Source organism: Bacillus sp. SCT118, from assembly GCF_058566435.1.
Genome location: NZ_CP191225.1, coordinates 735,964 through 754,614 on the forward strand (window position 1 = coordinate 735,964; position 18,651 = coordinate 754,614).

16 protein-coding genes and 1 other annotated feature are annotated in these 18,651 nt (G+C 45.5%); of the genes, 14 read left to right on the forward strand and 2 right to left on the reverse strand.

The window, feature by feature from the left end:
* Nucleotides 1-37 precede the first annotated feature (37 nt).
* From ganS to ganB, 5 genes are all read left to right on the forward strand, one after another.
* The gene (ganS, locus tag ACQVGT_RS03655) at nucleotides 38-1,303 is read left to right on the forward strand and encodes an arabinogalactan oligomer ABC transporter substrate-binding protein GanS (protein WP_015384687.1); all 1,266 of its coding nucleotides are present in this window, start codon (nucleotides 38-40) and stop codon (nucleotides 1,301-1,303) included.
* 39 nt (nucleotides 1,304-1,342) lie between these two features.
* On the forward strand, nucleotides 1,343-2,599 hold the full coding sequence (ganP, locus tag ACQVGT_RS03660; protein WP_015483715.1) for a galactooligosaccharide ABC transporter permease GanP: 1,257 nt from the start codon (nucleotides 1,343-1,345) through the stop codon (nucleotides 2,597-2,599).
* A gap of 3 nt (nucleotides 2,600-2,602) precedes the next feature.
* Nucleotides 2,603-3,454, forward strand: a complete 852-nt coding sequence (gene ganQ, locus ACQVGT_RS03665; RefSeq protein WP_015384685.1) for a galactooligosaccharide ABC transporter permease GanQ — start codon at nucleotides 2,603-2,605, stop codon at nucleotides 3,452-3,454.
* Between the two features lie 18 nt (nucleotides 3,455-3,472).
* Nucleotides 3,473-5,536 (forward strand): beta-galactosidase GanA, encoded by a 2,064-nt coding sequence (gene ganA, locus ACQVGT_RS03670; protein ID WP_080030693.1) that lies wholly within the window; start codon nucleotides 3,473-3,475, stop codon nucleotides 5,534-5,536.
* 79 nt (nucleotides 5,537-5,615) lie between these two features.
* Complete coding sequence (ganB, locus tag ACQVGT_RS03675) at nucleotides 5,616-6,905, forward strand: arabinogalactan endo-beta-1,4-galactanase (RefSeq protein WP_015384683.1); 1,290 nt, start codon at nucleotides 5,616-5,618, stop codon at nucleotides 6,903-6,905.
* A 53-nt stretch (nucleotides 6,906-6,958) separates the two neighbouring features.
* On the opposite strand, the gene rsbP is transcribed toward ganB, so the two are convergent.
* Nucleotides 6,959-8,170 (reverse strand): phosphoserine phosphatase RsbP, encoded by a 1,212-nt coding sequence (gene rsbP, locus ACQVGT_RS03680; RefSeq protein ID WP_015384682.1) that lies wholly within the window; start codon nucleotides 8,168-8,170, stop codon nucleotides 6,959-6,961.
* A 35-nt stretch (nucleotides 8,171-8,205) separates the two neighbouring features.
* Nucleotides 8,206-9,015: a sigma factor SigB/phosphatase RsbP regulator RsbQ gene (rsbQ, locus tag ACQVGT_RS03685; RefSeq protein ID WP_015384681.1), complete on the reverse strand. Its 810-nt coding sequence runs from the start codon at nucleotides 9,013-9,015 to the stop codon at nucleotides 8,206-8,208.
* Between the two features lie 273 nt (nucleotides 9,016-9,288).
* On the opposite strand from rsbQ, the gene ACQVGT_RS03690 reads away from it, so the two are divergent.
* The 9 genes from ACQVGT_RS03690 to ACQVGT_RS03730 all read left to right on the forward strand — a co-directional run bounded on the left by ACQVGT_RS03690 (nucleotide 9,289) and on the right by ACQVGT_RS03730 (nucleotide 18,637).
* Nucleotides 9,289-10,194 (forward strand): ABC transporter ATP-binding protein, encoded by a 906-nt coding sequence (locus tag ACQVGT_RS03690; protein WP_080030692.1) that lies wholly within the window; start codon nucleotides 9,289-9,291, stop codon nucleotides 10,192-10,194.
* Complete coding sequence (locus ACQVGT_RS03695; protein ID WP_015384679.1) at nucleotides 10,195-10,932, forward strand: ABC transporter permease; 738 nt, start codon at nucleotides 10,195-10,197, stop codon at nucleotides 10,930-10,932. It begins immediately after the preceding gene.
* A gap of 3 nt (nucleotides 10,933-10,935) precedes the next feature.
* The gene (gene yvfT, locus ACQVGT_RS03700; RefSeq protein ID WP_015384678.1) at nucleotides 10,936-12,051 is read left to right on the forward strand and encodes a two-component system sensor histidine kinase YvfT; all 1,116 of its coding nucleotides are present in this window, start codon (nucleotides 10,936-10,938) and stop codon (nucleotides 12,049-12,051) included.
* A gap of 16 nt (nucleotides 12,052-12,067) precedes the next feature.
* Nucleotides 12,068-12,670, forward strand: a complete 603-nt coding sequence (yvfU, locus tag ACQVGT_RS03705; RefSeq protein ID WP_015251201.1) for a two-component system response regulator YvfU — start codon at nucleotides 12,068-12,070, stop codon at nucleotides 12,668-12,670.
* A 174-nt stretch (nucleotides 12,671-12,844) separates the two neighbouring features.
* The gene (gene lutA, locus ACQVGT_RS03710; RefSeq protein ID WP_015483712.1) at nucleotides 12,845-13,561 is read left to right on the forward strand and encodes a lactate utilization iron-sulfur protein LutA; all 717 of its coding nucleotides are present in this window, start codon (nucleotides 12,845-12,847) and stop codon (nucleotides 13,559-13,561) included.
* A gap of 26 nt (nucleotides 13,562-13,587) precedes the next feature.
* Nucleotides 13,588-15,027, forward strand: coding sequence for a lactate utilization iron-sulfur protein LutB (gene lutB, locus ACQVGT_RS03715; protein WP_491798039.1), 1,440 nt, complete (start codon nucleotides 13,588-13,590; stop codon nucleotides 15,025-15,027).
* Nucleotides 15,027-15,749, forward strand: a complete 723-nt coding sequence (lutC, locus tag ACQVGT_RS03720) for a lactate utilization protein LutC (protein ID WP_015384675.1) — start codon at nucleotides 15,027-15,029, stop codon at nucleotides 15,747-15,749. Before lutB ends, lutC begins: the two co-directional genes overlap by 1 nt.
* 108 nt (nucleotides 15,750-15,857) lie before the next feature.
* Entirely contained in the window at nucleotides 15,858-16,892 is a 1,035-nt protein-coding gene (locus ACQVGT_RS03725) for a glycosyl hydrolase family 18 protein (protein WP_015384674.1), read from the forward strand.
* A gap of 97 nt (nucleotides 16,893-16,989) precedes the next feature.
* Nucleotides 16,990-17,225, forward strand: a binding site (T-box leader).
* A 68-nt stretch (nucleotides 17,226-17,293) separates the two neighbouring features.
* Entirely contained in the window at nucleotides 17,294-18,637 is a 1,344-nt protein-coding gene (locus ACQVGT_RS03730; protein ID WP_003228313.1) for an amino acid permease, read from the forward strand.
* The last annotated feature ends 14 nt before the right edge of the window (nucleotides 18,638-18,651 follow it).

The following is an 18,651-nucleotide window of genomic DNA, read 5'->3' on the forward strand; positions in this document are numbered from 1 at the left end:
TAAAGCGCTTTCATTCCTACCGAAAGGGTGACAATCAATGAAAATGGCAAAAAAGTGTTCCGTATTCATGCTCTGCGCAGCTGTCAGTTTATCCTTGGCGGCTTGCGGCCCAAAGGAAAGCAGCAGCGCCAAATCGAGTTCAAAAGGGTCAGAGCTTGTTGTATGGGAGGATAAAGAAAAGAGCATCGGCATTAAAGACGCAGTTGCTGCGTTTGAAAAAGAGCATGATGTGAAGGTCAAAGTCGTTGAAAAACCGTATGCCAAGCAGATTGAAGATTTGCGAATGGACGGACCGGCCGGCACAGGCCCTGACGTGTTAACAATGCCAGGGGATCAAATCGGAACCGCTGTCACGGAAGGATTACTCAAGGAATTACATGTCAAAAAAGACGTTCAATCACTTTATACTGACGCTTCCATTCAGTCTCAAATGGTAGATCAAAAGCTTTATGGACTGCCAAAAGCGGTCGAAACGACTGTGCTTTTTTACAACAAAGATCTCATCTCCGAAAAGGAATTGCCCAAAACACTGGAAGAGTGGTACGACTATTCCAAAAAGACTGCTGATGGCAGCAAATTTGGCTTTTTAGCCCTATTCGATCAAATTTATTATGCAGAAAGTGTGATGAGCGGATATGGCGGATACATTTTTGGAAAGGCCAAAGATGGGAGCTATAACCCGTCAGACATTGGAATCAATAATGAAGGAGCTGTCAAAGGTGCGGCGCTGATTCAGAAGTTTTACAAAGATGGCCTGTTCCCGGCTGGCATTATTGGAGAACAAGGGATTAACGTATTGGAATCGCTGTTCACAGAAGGAAAAGCCGCCGCAATTATTTCTGGTCCATGGAATGTAGAAGCTTTTTCGAAAGCAGGAATCAATTATGGCATTACGAAACTGCCGAAGCTGGAAAATGGGATAAACATGAGCTCCTTTATCGGCGTCAAAAGCTACAACGTTAGTGCATTTTCAAAGAATGAAGAGCTGGCGCAAGAATTAGCCGTTTTCCTGGCAAATGAAAAAAATTCTAAAACACGATATGAAGAAACGAAAGAAGTTCCTGCTGTGAAATCCCTAGCCAATGACCCGGCTATTATGAAAAGCGAGGCGGCACGGGCTGTTACTGAACAATCCCGTTTCTCAGAGCCAACACCAAATATTCCGGAAATGAATGAAATATGGACGCCGGCTGATTCAGCATTACAGACGGTTGCAACAGGGAAGGCAGATCCGAAACAAGCATTGGATCAAGCAGCTGAAACGGCCAAAGGACAAATTAAGGCAAAGCACAGCGGAAAATAAAGAGAAAGCTAGATTTGTATTGTAAGAGAGGTGAAAACGGTGCAGCATCGTCAAGTCGCTTTGTTGCTTTCTATCATTCCGGGACTCGGGCAATTTTATAACAAGCAATGGATAAAAGGTATTGTCTTTCTTTTCTTAGGCGCATCGTTTTTTGCGGTCTTTGGAGATCTGCTCAATATGGGGTTTTGGGGAATCTTTACACTGGGAACAGAAGTGCCGCGGGATAATTCCGTTTTTCTGCTGGCGGAAGGGATTATTGCTGTCATCGTGACCTGCTTTGGCCTTGCGGTGTATTACGTGAATCTTCGCGATGCGTTCCAAAGCGGAAAACAGCGTGATGAAAACAAGCCATTAAGTTCCTTAAAGGAACAATACCAGCATATCATTTCTGAGGGCTATCCATATGTCGTCAGCGGCCCATCTTTGTTTATTTTAATTTTCGCCGTGATCTTTCCTATCTTATTCAGCTTTGCATTAGCGTTTACAAACTATGATTTGTATCATTCTCCTCCTGCAAAATTAATTGATTGGGTCGGTTTTCAAACGTTCGCAAATATTTTCACAGTTGATATTTGGAGGTCGACTTTTTTTGATGTACTGGCTTGGACGGTGGTTTGGACACTTGCTGCATCCACACTGCAAGTCAGCTTGGGGATTTTTCTCGCGATCATTGTTAACCAAAAAGACCTTCGGTTTAAACGTTTTTTTCGGACGATTCTGATTTTGCCATGGGCCGTTCCCGGTTTTGTGACGATTTTAATTTTTGCGGGACTGTTTAATGATAGCTTCGGTGCGATGAATCACGACATCTTGGCTTTCTTCGGGATAGATCCGCTTCCGTGGATGACAGATGCCAATTGGTCGAGGCTTGCGTTGATTCTCATGCAGGGCTGGCTTGGGTTTCCGTACATCTTTCTCGTCTCAACAGGCGTATTGCAATCCATCCCGGACGATCTGTATGAAGCAGCTACGATAGATGGCGCTTCTGTCTTTTCAAAGCTGAGATACATCACGCTTCCGATGGTGTTCATTGCAATGGCTCCGATTATCATTACCCAGTTTACGTTTAATTTTAATAACTTTAATATTATCTATCTATTCAATGGCGGAGGTCCGGCTGTAACCGGATCAACAGCCGGCGGGACAGATATCCTCGTTTCATGGATTTATAAATTGACAATGCAGTCAAGCCAATATTCACTTGCTGCGGCTTTAACCATTTTATTATCTGTATTTGTTATCTCCATCGCATTGTGGCAGTTCAGAAAGACAAAGTCTTTTAAAGAGGAGGCATAAGGCATGCTGGCAGATATGAAGGTCAGGAAATATATCCGTCTCCTTTTCTCTTACTTGTTGTTAGCCTTTATGGCGGTCATCATTGTTTATCCTCTCCTTTGGACGGCAGGCGCAAGCTTTAACCCTGGCAACAGCTTAATCAGTACATCCATCATTCCGAAGCATCCAACATTCGACCATTACAAAGAATTATTTGCGGGCAAAGAAAGCCTTCAATATGTGCAGTGGTATCTCAACTCAATGAAGATCAGCCTGTTTACAATGGCAGGGTCTTTGCTCTGTGTGACGTTTACAGCCTATGCGTTTTCGCGCTTTCGCTTCAAAGGCAGGAAATACGCTTTAACGCTCTTTTTATTGCTGCAGATGATTCCTCAGTTTTCAGCTTTAATTGCCTTGTTTGTGTTGGCGCAAATCTTGGGAATGATCAATAGCCACTGGCTGCTAATCTTGCTTTATATCGGCGGCCTGATCCCGATGAATACATATTTGATGAAGGGGTACATGGATTCCATTCCGATGGATTTAGACGAAAGCGCCAAGATTGACGGAGCCAGCAGCACCAGAATCTTCTTCCAGATCATTCTGCCATTATCAAAACCGATGGCGGCAGTCGTGGCCATGAACGGCTTTACCGGTCCGCTCGGAGATTTTGTGTTGTCCTCAACCATATTGAGAACGCCTGAATCATATACATTGCCCGTCGGTCTATTCAATTTAGTGAATGATGTCATGGGGGCCAGCTATACGACATTTGCGGCCGGAGCCCTGCTTATCAGCATACCGGTTGCCGTCATCTTTATCATGCTGCAAAAGAATTTTGTGTCCGGATTAACCGCAGGCGGAACGAAGGGCTAAAAGAACAAGGAGGAGAATGTGATGTCAAAGCTTGAAAAAACGCACGTAACAAAAGCAAAATTTATGCTCCATGGGGGAGACTACAACCCCGATCAGTGGCTGGATCGGCCCGATATTTTAGCCGATGATATCAAGCTGATGAAGCTTTCTCATACGAATACGTTTTCTGTCGGCATTTTTGCATGGAGCGCACTTGAGCCGGAGGAGGGCGTATATCAATTTGAATGGCTGGATGATATTTTTGAGCGGATTCACAGTATAGGCGGCCGGGTCATATTAGCAACACCGAGCGGAGCCCGTCCGGCCTGGCTTTCGCAAACCTATCCGGAAGTTTTGCGCGTCAATGCCTCCCGCGTCAAACAGCTGCACGGCGGAAGGCACAACCACTGCCTCACATCTAAAGTCTACCGAGAAAAGACACGGCATATCAACCGCTTATTAGCAGAACGATACGGACATCACCCGGCGCTGTTAATGTGGCACATTTCAAACGAATACGGGGGAGATTGCCACTGTGATCTATGCCAGCATGCTTTCCGGGAGTGGCTGAAATCGAAATATGACAACAGCCTCAAGACATTGAATCATGCGTGGTGGACCCCTTTTTGGAGCCATACGTTCAATGACTGGTCACAAATTGAAAGCCCTTCGCCGATCGGTGAAAATGGCTTGCATGGCCTGAATTTAGATTGGCGCCGGTTCGTCACTGATCAAACGATTTCGTTTTATAAAAATGAAATCATTCCGCTGAAAGAACTGACGCCTGATATCCCTATCACAACGAATTTTATGGCTGACACACCGGATTTGATCCCGTATCAGGGCCTCGACTACAGCAAATTTGCAAAGCATGTCGATGTCATCAGCTGGGACGCTTATCCTGTCTGGCACAATGACTGGGAAAGCACAGCTGATTTGGCGATGAAGGTCGGTTTTATCAACGACCTGTACCGAAGCTTGAAGCAGCAGCCTTTCTTATTAATGGAGTGTACGCCAAGCGCGGTCAATTGGCATAACGTCAACAAGGCAAAGCGCCCGGGCATGAATCTGCTGTCATCCATGCAAATGATTGCCCACGGCTCGGACAGCGTTCTCTATTTCCAATACCGCAAATCACGGGGGTCATCAGAAAAATTACACGGAGCGGTTGTGGATCATGACAATAGCCCGAAGAACCGCGTCTTTCAAGAAGTGGCCAAGGTAGGCGAGACATTGGAACGGCTGTCCGAAGTTGTCGGAACGAAGAGGCCGGCTCAAACCGCGATTTTATATGACTGGGAAAATCATTGGGCGCTCGAGGATGCTCAGGGGTTTGCGAAGGCGACAAAACGTTATCCGCAAACGCTTCAGCAGCATTACCGCACATTCTGGGAACACGATATCCCTGTCGACGTCATCACGAAAGAACAAGATTTTTCACCATATAAACTGCTGATCGTCCCGATGCTGTATTTAATCAGCGAGGACACCATTTCCCGTTTAAAAGCGTTTACGGCTGACGGCGGTACCTTAGTCATGACGTATATCAGCGGGATTGTGAATGAGCATGACTTAACATACACAGGCGGATGGCATCCGGATCTTCAAGCTATATTTGGAGTTGAGCCTCTTGAAACGGACACCCTGTATCCGAAGGATCGAAACGCTGTCAGCTACCGCAGCCAAATATATGAAATGAAGGATTATGCAACCGTGATTGATGTAAAGACAGCTTCAGTGGAAGCGGTGTATCAAGAAGATTTTTATGCGAGCACGCCAGCGGTCACAAGCCATGAGTATCAGCAGGGCAAGGCGTATTTTATCGGCGCGCGTTTGGAGGATCAATTTCAGCGTGATTTCTATGAGGGTCTGATCACAGACCTGTCTCTTTCACCTGTTTTTCCGGTTCGGCACGGAAAAGGCGTCTCCGTACAAGCAAGGCAGGATCAGGACAATGATTATATTTTTGTCATGAATTTTACGGAAGAAAAACAGCTGGTCACGTTTGATCAGAGTGTGAAGGACATAATGACAGGAGACATGTTGTCAGGCGACCTGACGATGGAAAAGTATGAAGTGAGAATTGTCGTAAACACACATTAGGCTGATGCTCCGCTCGATATGGGCGGATTCTTTTTTCTATAGAATGAAAACGCTCACTAAGTATTAGGGGGATGAAATCATGAAAAGCAAAGTGAAAATGTTCTTTGCGGCCGCCATGGTGTGGAGTGCATGTAGTTCAACAGGATATGCCGCTGCTATTGAGAAGGAGAAGCACGTATCAGAGCTTCGGGCAGAGGATCTTTTTGTTGAAAAAGTAGAGGGAATGAACAAGGACTTTATCAAAGGGGCAGATGTGTCCAGCGTTATTGCTTTGGAAAATAGCGGTGTCACCTTTTACAATACAAGCGGAAAACGCCAGGACATTTTTACAACATTAAAACAGGCTGGGGTCAACTATGTTCGCGTCCGAATCTGGAATAACCCGTATGATTCAAATGGCAATGGGTATGGCGGGGGGAACAATGATGTTCAAAAAGCCATCGAAATCGGAAAAAGAGCGACAGCGAACGGAATGAAGGTGCTGGCCGACTTTCACTACTCTGATTTCTGGGCCGATCCAGCGAAACAAAAGGTGCCCAAAGCCTGGGCGAATCTCAGCTTTGAAGCAAAAAAAGCAAAGCTCTATGAGTATACGCAACAAAGCCTGCAAAAGATGATCAAGGAAGGCGTTGACATCGGCATGGTTCAGGTTGGAAATGAAACAACAGGAGGATTTGCCGGTGAGACTGATTGGACGAAGATGTGCCAATTATTTAATGAAGGAAGCCGAGCGGTCAGGGAGACAAATTCAAATATTTTGGTCGCCCTGCATTTTACCAATCCTGAAACGGCTGGAAGGTATTCATTTATTGCGGAAACACTCAGCAAAAACAAAGTGGATTATGATGTGTTTGCGAGCTCCTATTATCCTTTCTGGCATGGGACATTACAAAATTTGACCTCCGTGCTGAAGGCTGTTGCCAATACGTACGGCAAAAAAGTCATGGTGGCGGAGACATCGTACACCTATACCGCTGAGGATGGCGATGGGCATGGAAATACAGCACCAAAAAGCGGGCAGACGCTGCCATATCCAATTTCTGTTCAAGGCCAGGCAACTGCAGTAAGAGATGTAATGGAGGCAGTGGCGAATACGGGCAAAGCAGGACTTGGTGTTTTCTACTGGGAGCCGGCGTGGATTCCAGTCGGGCCGAAGACACAGATAGAGAAAAACAAAGTGTTATGGGAAACATACGGGTCAGGGTGGGCCTCCAGCTATGCTGCTGAATACGATCCTGAAGACGCCGGGAAGTGGTATGGGGGAAGTGCTGTAGATAATCAAGCTTTATTTGATTTTAATGGACACCCGCTGCCTTCCTTGCAAGTGTTTCAATATGCGGAGTCAGGACATATTCCAAAGAAACGCTGAAACAAAAAAATCCATGAGATGTAACAAATCATTGTTATGTCTCATGGATCATTTTATTTTACATCAACTAATATAAAACATTCGTCATCACTCTTATGATGAGCTTCCTTTTGATGCTGCAGTGATGTAAGGATTTTCTCCTTCAGGTCAGCGATTGGCGAATCAGGATGATCCTTTAGTAAATCAAATAAATAACATGAAGCCGTAGGATCCATCACGCCATCCGTATACAGAAGCAATCTTCCATCCTCCGTGTATGAAAGGCTGCTTGACTGAAACTCTAAGTCTTCAAACATCCCGATCGGAGGTGAAGTCGCGTGAAGCAGATGTTGAGTTCCGCTATCGTCCTGCCAAAGTGCCGGCGGATGCCCTGCGTTGACATAATCAATTCTTTGCCGTGCTATATCAATCTCGAGATAAATAGCAGTGCAATAATGTCTTGCTTCCTCATCATTTTGAAACAAGCTGTGAAGGTGCCGGTCCAATTCCTTCATAACTTTAACGGGGCTGAGACCTTGCGTGATCTGACGCTGGAACAAAGGATGAAGAGACATCGTAATCAATGCAGATGAAATTCCGTGCCCCATCACATCAAGGATAATAATGCCGTAACGGTGTTCATCGATTTGATAATATCCGTAAAGATCACCTGACAATTCACTCGATGCATTGTAATAAGAGTCAATCTGAACCTGATCGTTTACAATCGGTTCAGTCAACGAGTTTTTCTGGATCTTTCTGGCGAGTTCAAGCTCTCTTTTGGTGTTTAATTTAAATTGTTGATTTTGTTTATTGATCTCAAGAAGTTCTTCTTGTTTTGCTTTCAGCGTTTCCAAGGCAATTTCTAACTCCGCATTGGCTTTCTGTTTGGCAAGCAAAGCTTCCTGAGCCTCATTTCTGGCTATCAGCAGCTCATTTTCATATTCATTTCGCTTTCGCATTGGAATCAGAACACACTCGGTGACAGATGCTCCGCGATCAGCTCTTACAACCGCATTGATAAGGACGGGAATTTCTTCTCCATCTCTAGCTTTCAGGGAAATGTATATTTCTTCGATGTGATGCTCTAATTTCAAAAGCGGAAAAAAATAAAGCTGGCAGAAAAGCTGTGCGGGAATGGTCAACATCATATTCATATGCTGGCCGATAACCTGCTCCGGCTCATAATCCAGAATCTTGATAAGGGTACGGTTGGCAGCTATGATCGACCCCTCTTCTGACAAAGCGAGGAAACCGCATGGTGCATCATTCAATTGTTTGTCCATCTAAGAGGGTCACCTCTATCCCTTTCGTTCCTATATCACACGTGTGCTTTTAAATAATTGCCGATCAGCTGTATCGTCTCATCTGGATGGCTCATATGAGGGCAATGTCCGCGAGCCTCCATTTGTTTCAGACTGCTATAAGGCAGATGCTGATGCATATACTTACCTACTGTTGCAGGTGCGATGATATCATCTGCACATTGGAGAATAAGAGAGGGAACCGTTACCTTCGAAAGATCCTCTCGGTGATCAGAAAAAAACGCCGCTTTCGCGAATTGGCGGGCAATGACAGGATCAGTAGAACAAAAACGGCTTTCAAGCTCTTCCTTAATTTCAGGCCGATCTGGCTGATTCAGAACGGTTGCCGCAAATACAGTTGCCCAGCCGATATAATTTTTCTCCATCATCTCCAGCAAGCCAAGGAGCTGCTCCTCTTCAAATCCTCCGTAATACTCAGGCGGATCATTCAAATAGCAAGGAGAAGGCCCCACCATCACCAGATGGGAAAAAAGCTCCGGGCGGCGGATGGATGCAAGCATCCCAATCAAGGCCCCGACGGAGTGCCCCACAAACACGGTTTCCTTCAGATCTAAAGCTTCACAAACATCAAGAACATCCTGGGCATAGCCGTCAAGTGTCTGGTAACGATTCAGGTCATATGCGCGCAAATCTGAATGTCCCGAACCGACGTAATCAAATAAAATCACCCGATGATCTTCTTCAAAGGCAGGTGCCACGGCATTCCACACGCTTTGATCGCATCCAAAACCAGGTGCGAACATGATAGATGCTTTGCCGCTGCCTTTCACCTTCACATGATTTCTAGACAAAATCGCTTCGTTCATGATTGGCTCCTTTCAGCCGGAAAGTAATATAAAGTTCAATATGTCTATCATAACACTCGGATGGTTTGAAGAGTGTATCTTTCTATGAATGTCACAGCAGTTTAAAAGAAAGAGGACATGGGAGATAGAAAAGATGGATGAATTGGAAGATGCAGGAGGAGGATTGCCGTGAGAAAGAAAATGACATTTGTCACTCCATCATCATGACACCCCATACTAACATCGTCTTCTCCGTCATTTTACAATCAATGTAAACGATCAGGAGGTGCTCATGTGATGAAAGAAGCAGTAACAGTAAGCAACGTGACAAAACATTTCCAGCGAAAAACCGCTGTAAACAACATCAGCTTCAGTATTGAAAAAGGAGAAATTGCAGCCATTCTCGGGCCAAATGGGGCAGGGAAGACGACCGTCATCTCTATGATATTAGGATTGCTGAAACCGAGTGAGGGAGAAATCAAACTATTTAACGGGGTTCCTGATGATCAACAGGTTCGTGAAAAAATAGGTGTAATGCTTCAGGAAGTGAGTGTCATGCCGGGCCTTAAGGTGGATGAAATCCTTGAACTCTTCCGGAGCTATTATCCGAATCCATTGTCCATAAAAGAACTCGTTTCGTTAACAGCACTCACCAAAGAAGATTTGAAAACAAGAGCAGAAAAATTATCCGGCGGACAAAAACGCCGTTTGAGCTTTGCTTTGGCTCTTGCCGGGAACCCGGAGCTGCTTATACTTGATGAACCGACAGTCGGCATGGACACTTCATCAAGACACCGATTCTGGCAGACCATTCACGGACTGTCGGACCAAGGAAAAACGATTATTTTTTCAACTCATTATTTACAAGAAGCAGACGATGCCGCACAGCGAATCCTATTTTTTACTGAAGGACAGCTTGTTGCAGACGACTCACCAATGCAAATCCGCTCAAGAATTCAAAAACAGTCTGTTTCCTTTACGCTTCATCCAAGTGAATCATTGGAAAGGCTGTCTTGTCACCCGGAAGTCGAGAGAGTGATCCACGAGCATGAGAGAACCATCATCCAGACATCAAATACAGACAAAGTGTTGGCGCTGATCTTTCAAGAAAACATCCCAGCACGAGATATTCGAATTGAGCAAGCGACGCTCGATGAGGCATTTCGCCAGCTGGCTGACGGCAACAGGGAGGCGATGTGAGTGAACATGCTGCAAAAGCAAAGCATCGCTGAAATGAAAAGGGTGCTTAGGAACAAGTACTTTGTGCTTTGGTCTCTGATCATGCCGATTGCCTTTTATTATTTCTTTACAAATGTAGTGAATACCAACGTCCCTGATCAACGTGCATGGGAAGCCCATTACCTGATGTCGATGACAGTCTTCAGCGTGATGGGTTCCTCTATCATGACGCTTGGCATCCGAATGGTACAAGAACGGTCACAAGGCTGGGCCGCCTTTATCCGCCTTACGCCTCTTCAGGATCATATCTATTTATCAGCTCAGATGATCGGCCAAAGTGTCATTCACGTTTTATCGATTACCGTCATATTTCTGTTCGGCGCAATCATCAATGATATTGCCTTGTCACCGTTTGAATGGATGATGAGCGGACTGTGGATTTTGTTTGGCGCATTGCCTTTTTTAGCATTAGGCACACTAATCGGCCTCATGAGAAAAGTAGAAACAGCGGCCGGAATCAGTAATGTGCTTTATATGCTGCTGGCTTTAGGCGGAGGGATGTGGATGCCATTTGAGGTCATGCCTGACATGATGCAGAACATTGGCCAGTGGCTTCCGTCTTATCATTTCGGGAGCGGAGCGTGGGAACTTGTCCGGGGTGGGAGTCCGACTTGGAAAAATATTCTGATATTAATCGCTTATATGATGCTCTTCATGCTACTATCTAAATATATAAGAAGAAAACAAGAAGCGGTGTAATACATGAAAAAGGCAATATCTATTTTCCCGAAGGAATTCGGGTTTTTCCCTTATATCTTTCTGGTGTATACGATTATGCCGTTCCTCTCTTTATTAAAAGAATCAGGTGTCAAACAGGGGATCGGATATGGCATGCTGCTCCTTTTTGTAGCGGCATATCGCCAGTTATTCTGCAGCGTGGGCAAAGCTTCGTTTACATATTGGCTTATCGTGCAAATGGCGGTTATTTTGATGTATAGTGTGTTTTACAATATCACCTATATATACTTAGGTTTTTTCCCGGCAAACTTTGTTGGTTATTATAAAGAGAAAACGAATTTTAACCGTGCGTTCTGCGCTTTAATCTTTATACTGCTTTTTCCATGCCTATACCAATTTATCGCGAATTCGGTCTCGCTCCGGGAGCTTTTTTCTGTTCTCCCGTTTCTCGTCATTATGCTCATTTCTCCATTCGGCATTCGTTCTATGTTTCGGAGAATTGAGCTTGAAAATAAGCTTGCACAAGCCAACGAACAGATAAAAGAACTCTCTAAAAGAGAGGAGCGTGTTCGAATCGCCCGTGATCTTCACGATACTCTTGGTCACACCCTGTCGCTGCTTACATTAAAAAGCCAGCTCATTCAGCGGCTGGCTGCATCTGATCCAGAACGGACCAAGCTTGAGGCAAAAGAAATGGAAACCAGTTCACGCTCCGCACTCAAGCAAGTTCGAGAGCTGGTTTCTGATATGAGAACGGTCACGATAACAGAGGAGCTCGTAAACATTCAGCACATATTAAGAGCGGGGAACATTACCTTTCAATACGAAGGAGCCGACGACTTTTCAGCGATATCTCCCGTCACTCAAAATATTATCAGTATGTGTATGCGGGAAGCCGTGACTAACATTATCAAGCACAGCAAAGCAACCCACTGTGCCATCACCATTTCTCAGTTTGCTGACAAAATGAGGATCGTGATACGGGATGACGGAAAGGGAGCGCCGAAGGAGAAAATGTTTGGGAATGGCCTGCGGGGAATGGAAGAACGGCTCATGCTCATTGAAGGGGGATTAACGGTTTCAGATCATAACGGAACGGTTGTGGCACTTACGATTCCGCTTATTAAAAAAGCAGAATGATTGGAGGACGAAAAGAATGATTCGTCTGTTTATTGCTGAGGACCAGCGAATGCTTTTAGGCGCTTTGGGATCTCTGCTTGATTTAGAAGAGGATATGACAGTCATCGGACAAGCATTGAACGGGGAAGAGGCGCTACATGCTATTTTGAAGCTGGAGCCGGATGTATGCATCATGGACATTGAAATGCCGGTTCGAAGCGGGCTGGATGTGGCAGAGGAATTAATGAAAAAAGGCTGCGTCAGCAAGGTCATTATTTTAACCACCTTTGCCCGCCCCGGATATTTTGAACGCGCCGTAAAGGCCGGTGCACATGGCTATCTGCTGAAAGACGGCGAAATTGACGATCTGGCCGATGCCATTCGAAAATGTGTAAAGGGAAAACGTGTCTTCAGCCCCGAGCTGACGTTTAATATGATGCGAGACGAAAATCCGCTAACCGTTAGAGAGCAAGAAATTCTGAGGCTTGCGGCTTTAGGTAAGACAACAAAAGACATTACGCTGGAGCTCTATTTATCTCAAGGCACAGTTCGAAACTATATCTCAGAAATCATCCAAAAGCTTAATGCGAAAAATCGGACAGAAGCCGCCAGCATCGCTGAGGAAAAGGGCTGGATTTAACCATATACTGCACTCCTGGGAGATCGGGAGTGTTTTTGATATGCCACAAATGAAAATATCCCTAGAAAACCCTTTCCTTCCATTGTCAGAATAGTGTACGATATTCATATAGTTATTTTAACTCAGGTCATCAGATGACCTGATCATATATTGGGGATGAGAGAGGGGTTCATCATGAAAGTCTCACTTTTTGTCACTTGTCTTGTTGATATGTTTCAAACAAATGTCGGAAAAGCAACGGTTGAGCTGCTGGAGCGGCTTGGGTGTGAGGTTGATTTTCCGGAAGGGCAGATTTGCTGCGGACAGCCGGCTTACAACAGCGGCTATGTACATGACGCCAAAAAAGCAATGAAACGGATGATCGAAACGTTTCAGGATTCCAAATATGTTGTCAGTCCTTCCGGTTCCTGCACAACGATGTTCCAGGAATACCCGCACTTATTTGCGGATGACCCGAAATGGGCCGATAAAGCGCAAAAGCTGGCGGATAAAACGTATGAACTGACAGATTTTATCGTGAACGTCCTTGGAGTAGAGGATGTCGGCGCGACCCTTCATACAAAAGCGACCTTACATACGTCGTGCCATATGACTAGGCTGCTGGGTGTTCGGGAGGAGCCGATGAAGCTGTTGAGCCATGTGAAGGGCCTGCAGTTTACAGAGCTTCCGGGCAAACATAACTGCTGCGGATTCGGAGGAACGTTCTCAGTCAAGATGGCGCAGATTTCCGAGCAGATGGTCGATGAAAAAGTCGAATGTGTGGAGGAAACGGGAGCAGAGGTGCTGATCGGTGCTGACTGCGGCTGTTTGATGAATATCGGGGGTCGGCTTGGCCGAAAAGATAAAAATGTCAAAGTGATGCACATCGCCGAAGTGCTCAACAGCAGATAAAACTGGATACAGAGGGGGAAAGGATCATGGCGATGAAAATCGGTACTGACGCTTTTAAAGAGCGGGTATCACAGGGGATTGATAATGAATTTATGAGAGGCGCTGTTTCGGGTGCACAGGAGCGTCTGCGGACGCGGCGCCTAGAGGCAGCAGAAGAACTGGGAAACTGGGAGGAGTGGCGCTCATTATCAGAGGAAATCAGGCAGCATGTCCTTGAAAACCTTGATTTCTATCTTGGACAGCTTGCCGAAAATGTGGCGAAAAGAGGCGGACATGTCTATTTCGCGGAAACAGCGGAAGAGGCGTCTTCTTATATTCGTGATGTCATTCAAAAGAAGAACGGGAAAAAGATTGTGAAATCTAAATCAATGGTCACAGAGGAAATCAATCTGAATGATGTGCTGGAGAAGGAAGGCTGTGAAGTCGTAGAAACCGATCTCGGCGAGTACATTTTGCAGATTGATGATCACGATCCGCCGTCACATATCGTAGCGCCCGCCCTTCATAAAAATAAAGAGCAGATACGCGATGTGTTTAAAGAAAGACTGGACTATCAACATACAGAAAAACCGGAAGAGCTGGTGATGCATGCGCGCGCCATTCTCCGGAAAAAGTTTCTGGAAGCGGATATCGGCATTACCGGCTGTAACTTCGCCATCGCTGACACGGGTTCCGTCAGCCTTGTGACCAATGAAGGAAATGGACGGCTTGTGAGCACCTTGCCGAAAACACAAATTACCGTCATGGGAATGGAGCGGATTGTCCCGTCATTTTCTGAATTTGAAGTGCTAGTCAGCATGCTGACAAGAAGTGCTGTCGGACAGCGGCTCACAAGCTATATTACAGCTTTGACGGGTCCGAAGCTGGAAGGTGAAGTGGACGGTCCGGAAGAATTCCATCTTGTCATCGTTGACAATGGACGATCCAATATCCTTGGAACGGAATTCCAGTCTGTGCTGCAATGTATCCGCTGTGCCGCCTGTATCAATGTCTGTCCTGTGTACCGCCATGTCGGCGGACATTCATACGGCTCAATCTACTCGGGGCCGATCGGAGCGGTTTTATCGCCGTTGCTCGGCGGTTATGACGATTATAAGGAGCTGCCGTACGCGTCTTCACTGTGCGCTGCTTGTTCAGAAGCCTGCCCGGTCAAAATCCCGCTTCATGAGCTGCTACTCAAGCATCGTCAGAATATCGTCGAAAAAGAGGGAAGAGCGCCGATCAGTGAAAAGCTTGCAATGAAAGCATTCGGACTTGGCGCATCCTCTTTATCGCTTTACAAAATGGGCTCAAAATGGGCGCCGGCCGCCATGACGCCTTTTACAGAGGACGAAAAAATTTCGAAAGGGCTCGGCCCGCTTAAAAATTGGACCCAGATCCGCGACTTCCCGGCACCGCATAAATCGAGATTCAGAGACTGGTTTGCGGACAGAGAAACAAGTGAACGCACGAAGGAGGAGCAGTGATGACGAAGGGAACCATTCAGAATCAAGAGAGCTTTTTAAACCGAATCGCATCCAGCCTGGGCCGTGAAAGAAGAACAGGAGGCGTGTCAGTCCCTGAATGGGCGCATCAGCCGCAATATAAAACACTTGAAGGATATTCAGCGGATGACTTAGTCACAGTGCTCAAAAACCATTGTGTCAAAATCCATACAGAGCTGATTGAAACGGATTCAACCGGCCTTTACGATGCCCTGCGTGAGCAAGTCAGCCGCTTTTCCGGAGGCCCTGTCATCATTCCGAAGGACCCCCGCTTTGAAGAATACGGACTGAAAAGCCTGCTCAACAAGGACTGGCCGAGTGAAGGAACGCCGGTCTGGGAGTGGGATGCTGACAAAGGCGAGGACAATATCAAAAAAGCGGAGCAAGCCAATGTAGGGATTACATTCAGCGAAATGACATTGGCTGAGTCGGGGACGGTTGTCCTCTTCTCCTCAAAAGACATCGGCCGATCTGTCAGCCTTCTGCCGACGACTTATATTGCGATCGTGCCGAAATCAAGCATTGTACCGAGAATGACACAAGCCAGTGATATCATCCGCCAAAACATTGCGGACGGTGTCACTGTTCCTTCATGTATCAACTACATTACCGGACCGAGCAACTCAGCAGACATTGAAATGGATTTAGTTGTAGGAGTGCACGGACCTGTAAAGGCAGCATATATTCTCGTCTCTGACCGCTGAACTCAGGAAGCCCGGCAGGCATATGCCGGGCTTTTTGCTTGAAAAAAACTTCAACTTCCAATTTTTTGGCCGATGAGAAGAGTATGACTTGAAATAGGAGGAAATGCGATGAAAAAATGGCTGATCATAGCGGTTTCACTGGCGATTGCGATTGTTCTGTTTATGTATACAAAAACAGAAGCGAAGGCAGCCGGAATGACACTAGGCTACACGACTGGGGATACGGCTTCATACAATTCTCTTACGAAATATCATACATACATGAATGCCATCGCAATCGATACGTTTGCGTTTGAAAAAAACGGACATGTGATTGGCGATGCCCCAACTAAGCAGCTGACATATGCGAAAAAGAAAAAAATCAAGACATGGGCTGTCATTTCAAACTATAATGATGCCATTTATGATTTTGACGGAGATTTAGCGAGTCGGGTCATGAGCAATAAAACAGCGAAAAAACGATTCACAGATCAGTTAATTACACTGGCCAAAAAGCACTCATATTACGGAATCAATATCGATTTTGAAGCAGTAAATCCAGAAGACCGCGCTGCGTACTCGAACTTCATTCAATATGTCTCACAGGCTTTGAATAAGAAACATATTAAAACAATGGTATCCGTTCCGGCCAAAAGCGCCGATGATAAAAATGATGACTGGAGCTGGCCGTATGATTATGCGAAAATTGGCAAATATGCCGACTTCGTACAAGTCATGACCTACGACGAACATGGCATTTGGGGTGAGCCGGGGTCAGTGGCAAGCACAAACTGGATCAAAAGCTCTCTGCAGTTTTCAGTCAAAAAGATCAAAGCCAATAAAGTCATCATGGGAATCCCTGCGTACGGCTATGACTGGGATGTAAAAGACGGAAGTACCAGCACAATAAGGGAATGGAATGAGCTTAAATCCCTCATCAAAAAACAAAAAGCAAAGCCGGCATTCAACAAAAAATCAGGCTCGATGACGTTTTCTTATGTTGACAAAAAGAAGCATAAACATGTTGTGTGGTATGAAAACGAAAAAACCGTTCAAACGAAAAGCCATCTGGCAAAGCAATATAAAATAGCAGGTGTTTCAGTTTACGCATTAGGAAACGAGTCAGAATCCTTTTGGAAAGCCATTCGAAAAGGGACAAAATAACAGTTTCTTTTTTCTCTGAAGTTATTGACAGTTAAAAGAGAAGCACGTATATTATGTTAATATATTCAGATCATAAAATTTGAGTTTTTCAGAAAACTAAAACACATAGATTGGGAGCAGTAAAAGAAAGTGATCAGAACAGAGAGCTGCGGGGTGGTGCGACGCAGCCTGATTCTTCTTTGAACTCGCCCGGGAGTGGTAAGACGGAACGGAATAGATTGAATATTCCCTATGTTTTAACGGCTAACCTTCGTTACAGGTCAAAAGCAGGATTCTTCATGAAGAATCAACAAGAGTGGTACCGCGGTCAGCCGAAGGCTCGTCGTCTCTTTATCTATTAGATTAGGTAGGAGACGGCGGGCTTTTTTGTTTTTGAAAACGAGAAGGAGAGGTAGAAGAGGATGAAAAACGACAATCAAACGTTAAAACGCACGATGACGTCCCGCCATATTATGATGATGGCGCTGGGCGGAGCAATCGGCGCAGGTTTATTTAAGGGGAGCAGCTCAGCGATCGATGTGGCAGGGCCATCTGTCATTATCGCATACCTGCTCGGCGGGATTATTTTGCTGTTTATTATGCAGGGGCTGGCGGAAATGGCTGTTCGAAACCGTAACGCCAGAACCTTCCGTGATCTTGTCCAGCAGGTATTGGGAAATTACGCCGCTTACTTTTTGGACTGGATCTACTGGAAAATGTGGGTGCTTAACATTGCGGCTGAAGCTGTTGTAGCTGCGATTTTCATTCAATATTGGCTGCCGGGCTGCCCGATCTGGGTGTTGGCATTAGGAATTTCTCTTATCGTCACGATTGTAAACTTGCTTTCTGTTAAAATCTTCGCCGAAACTGAATATTGGCTGGCAATGATCAAGATTACCGTTATTATTATCTTTATTATTCTGGGATTGCTGCTCTTATTTGTATCTTTCGGTGATCATACAGCATCCGGATTTTCCAACCTGACAGACCACGGCGGATTTTTCCCGCACGGCGGCACAGGGCTGATCACGGCGATGCTTGTCGTCATCTACTCTTACGGCGGTACAGAAATTATCGGTGTAACGCTTGCAGAGACAAAAAATCCGGAAAAGGTTGTCCCGAAAGCTGTCCGCAGCACACTGACACGGATTGTCGCGTTTTACCTGCTGCCGTTTTTCATCATCGTCAGCCTGATTCCATGGAACCAAGTCAATTCCGTTCCGGAAAGTCCTTTCGTGATGGTCTTTAAAATGGTAGGCATTCCGGGCGCGGATCATATCATGAATGCAGTCATCCTGTTGGCGATCATTTCTTCTATGAATTCAGGTTTATACGGATCATCACGCATTTTGTATACACAGGCAAGTGACGGAAGGCTTCCAAAGGTCTTCTCTAAGCTTTCATCGAAAAACGTACCGATGTTTGCGATTCTGATGTGCACTTCTTCTCTCTATATTGGCGTATTGATTTCTCTGTTCGCAGGAAGCCAAACATTTAATTATTTAATGGGATCATTGGGATATACCGTTTTATTCATTTGGCTGATCATCGGATTCGCCCATTTGAAATCGAGAAAACAGCAAACGGAAACACCGGCCTATTATGTAAAATGGTTCCCGTACACGACATGGTTTGCGATTGTGGCACTACTCGCCATTCTGATCGGGGTCATCATGACAACATCAATTGTCATTACCGGCATTACTGCGGCGATCTACCTTTTGATTACAGTTGCATATTTGGTCAAAGGACGCAAGCATCAGTAAATAAGAAACCCTCT

Coding starts and splice junctions, on each gene's coding strand:
- lutA (WP_015483712.1), top strand. CDS start 12,845: ATGAAAGTCTCACTTTTTGTCACTTGTCTTGTTGATATGTTTCAAACA.
- ACQVGT_RS03730 (WP_003228313.1), top strand. CDS start 17,294: ATGAAAAACGACAATCAAACGTTAAAACGCACGATGACGTCCCGCCAT.
- ACQVGT_RS03725 (WP_015384674.1), top strand. CDS start 15,858: ATGAAAAAATGGCTGATCATAGCGGTTTCACTGGCGATTGCGATTGTT.
- rsbQ (WP_015384681.1), bottom strand. CDS start 9,015: ATGAACGAAGCGATTTTGTCTAGAAATCATGTGAAGGTGAAAGGCAGC.
- ganS (WP_015384687.1), top strand. CDS start 38: ATGAAAATGGCAAAAAAGTGTTCCGTATTCATGCTCTGCGCAGCTGTC.
- rsbP (WP_015384682.1), bottom strand. CDS start 8,170: ATGGACAAACAATTGAATGATGCACCATGCGGTTTCCTCGCTTTGTCA.
- lutB (WP_491798039.1), top strand. CDS start 13,588: ATGGCGATGAAAATCGGTACTGACGCTTTTAAAGAGCGGGTATCACAG.
- ganQ (WP_015384685.1), top strand. CDS start 2,603: ATGCTGGCAGATATGAAGGTCAGGAAATATATCCGTCTCCTTTTCTCT.
- ganB (WP_015384683.1), top strand. CDS start 5,616: ATGAAAAGCAAAGTGAAAATGTTCTTTGCGGCCGCCATGGTGTGGAGT.
- yvfU (WP_015251201.1), top strand. CDS start 12,068: ATGATTCGTCTGTTTATTGCTGAGGACCAGCGAATGCTTTTAGGCGCT.
- lutC (WP_015384675.1), top strand. CDS start 15,027: ATGACGAAGGGAACCATTCAGAATCAAGAGAGCTTTTTAAACCGAATC.
- yvfT (WP_015384678.1), top strand. CDS start 10,936: ATGAAAAAGGCAATATCTATTTTCCCGAAGGAATTCGGGTTTTTCCCT.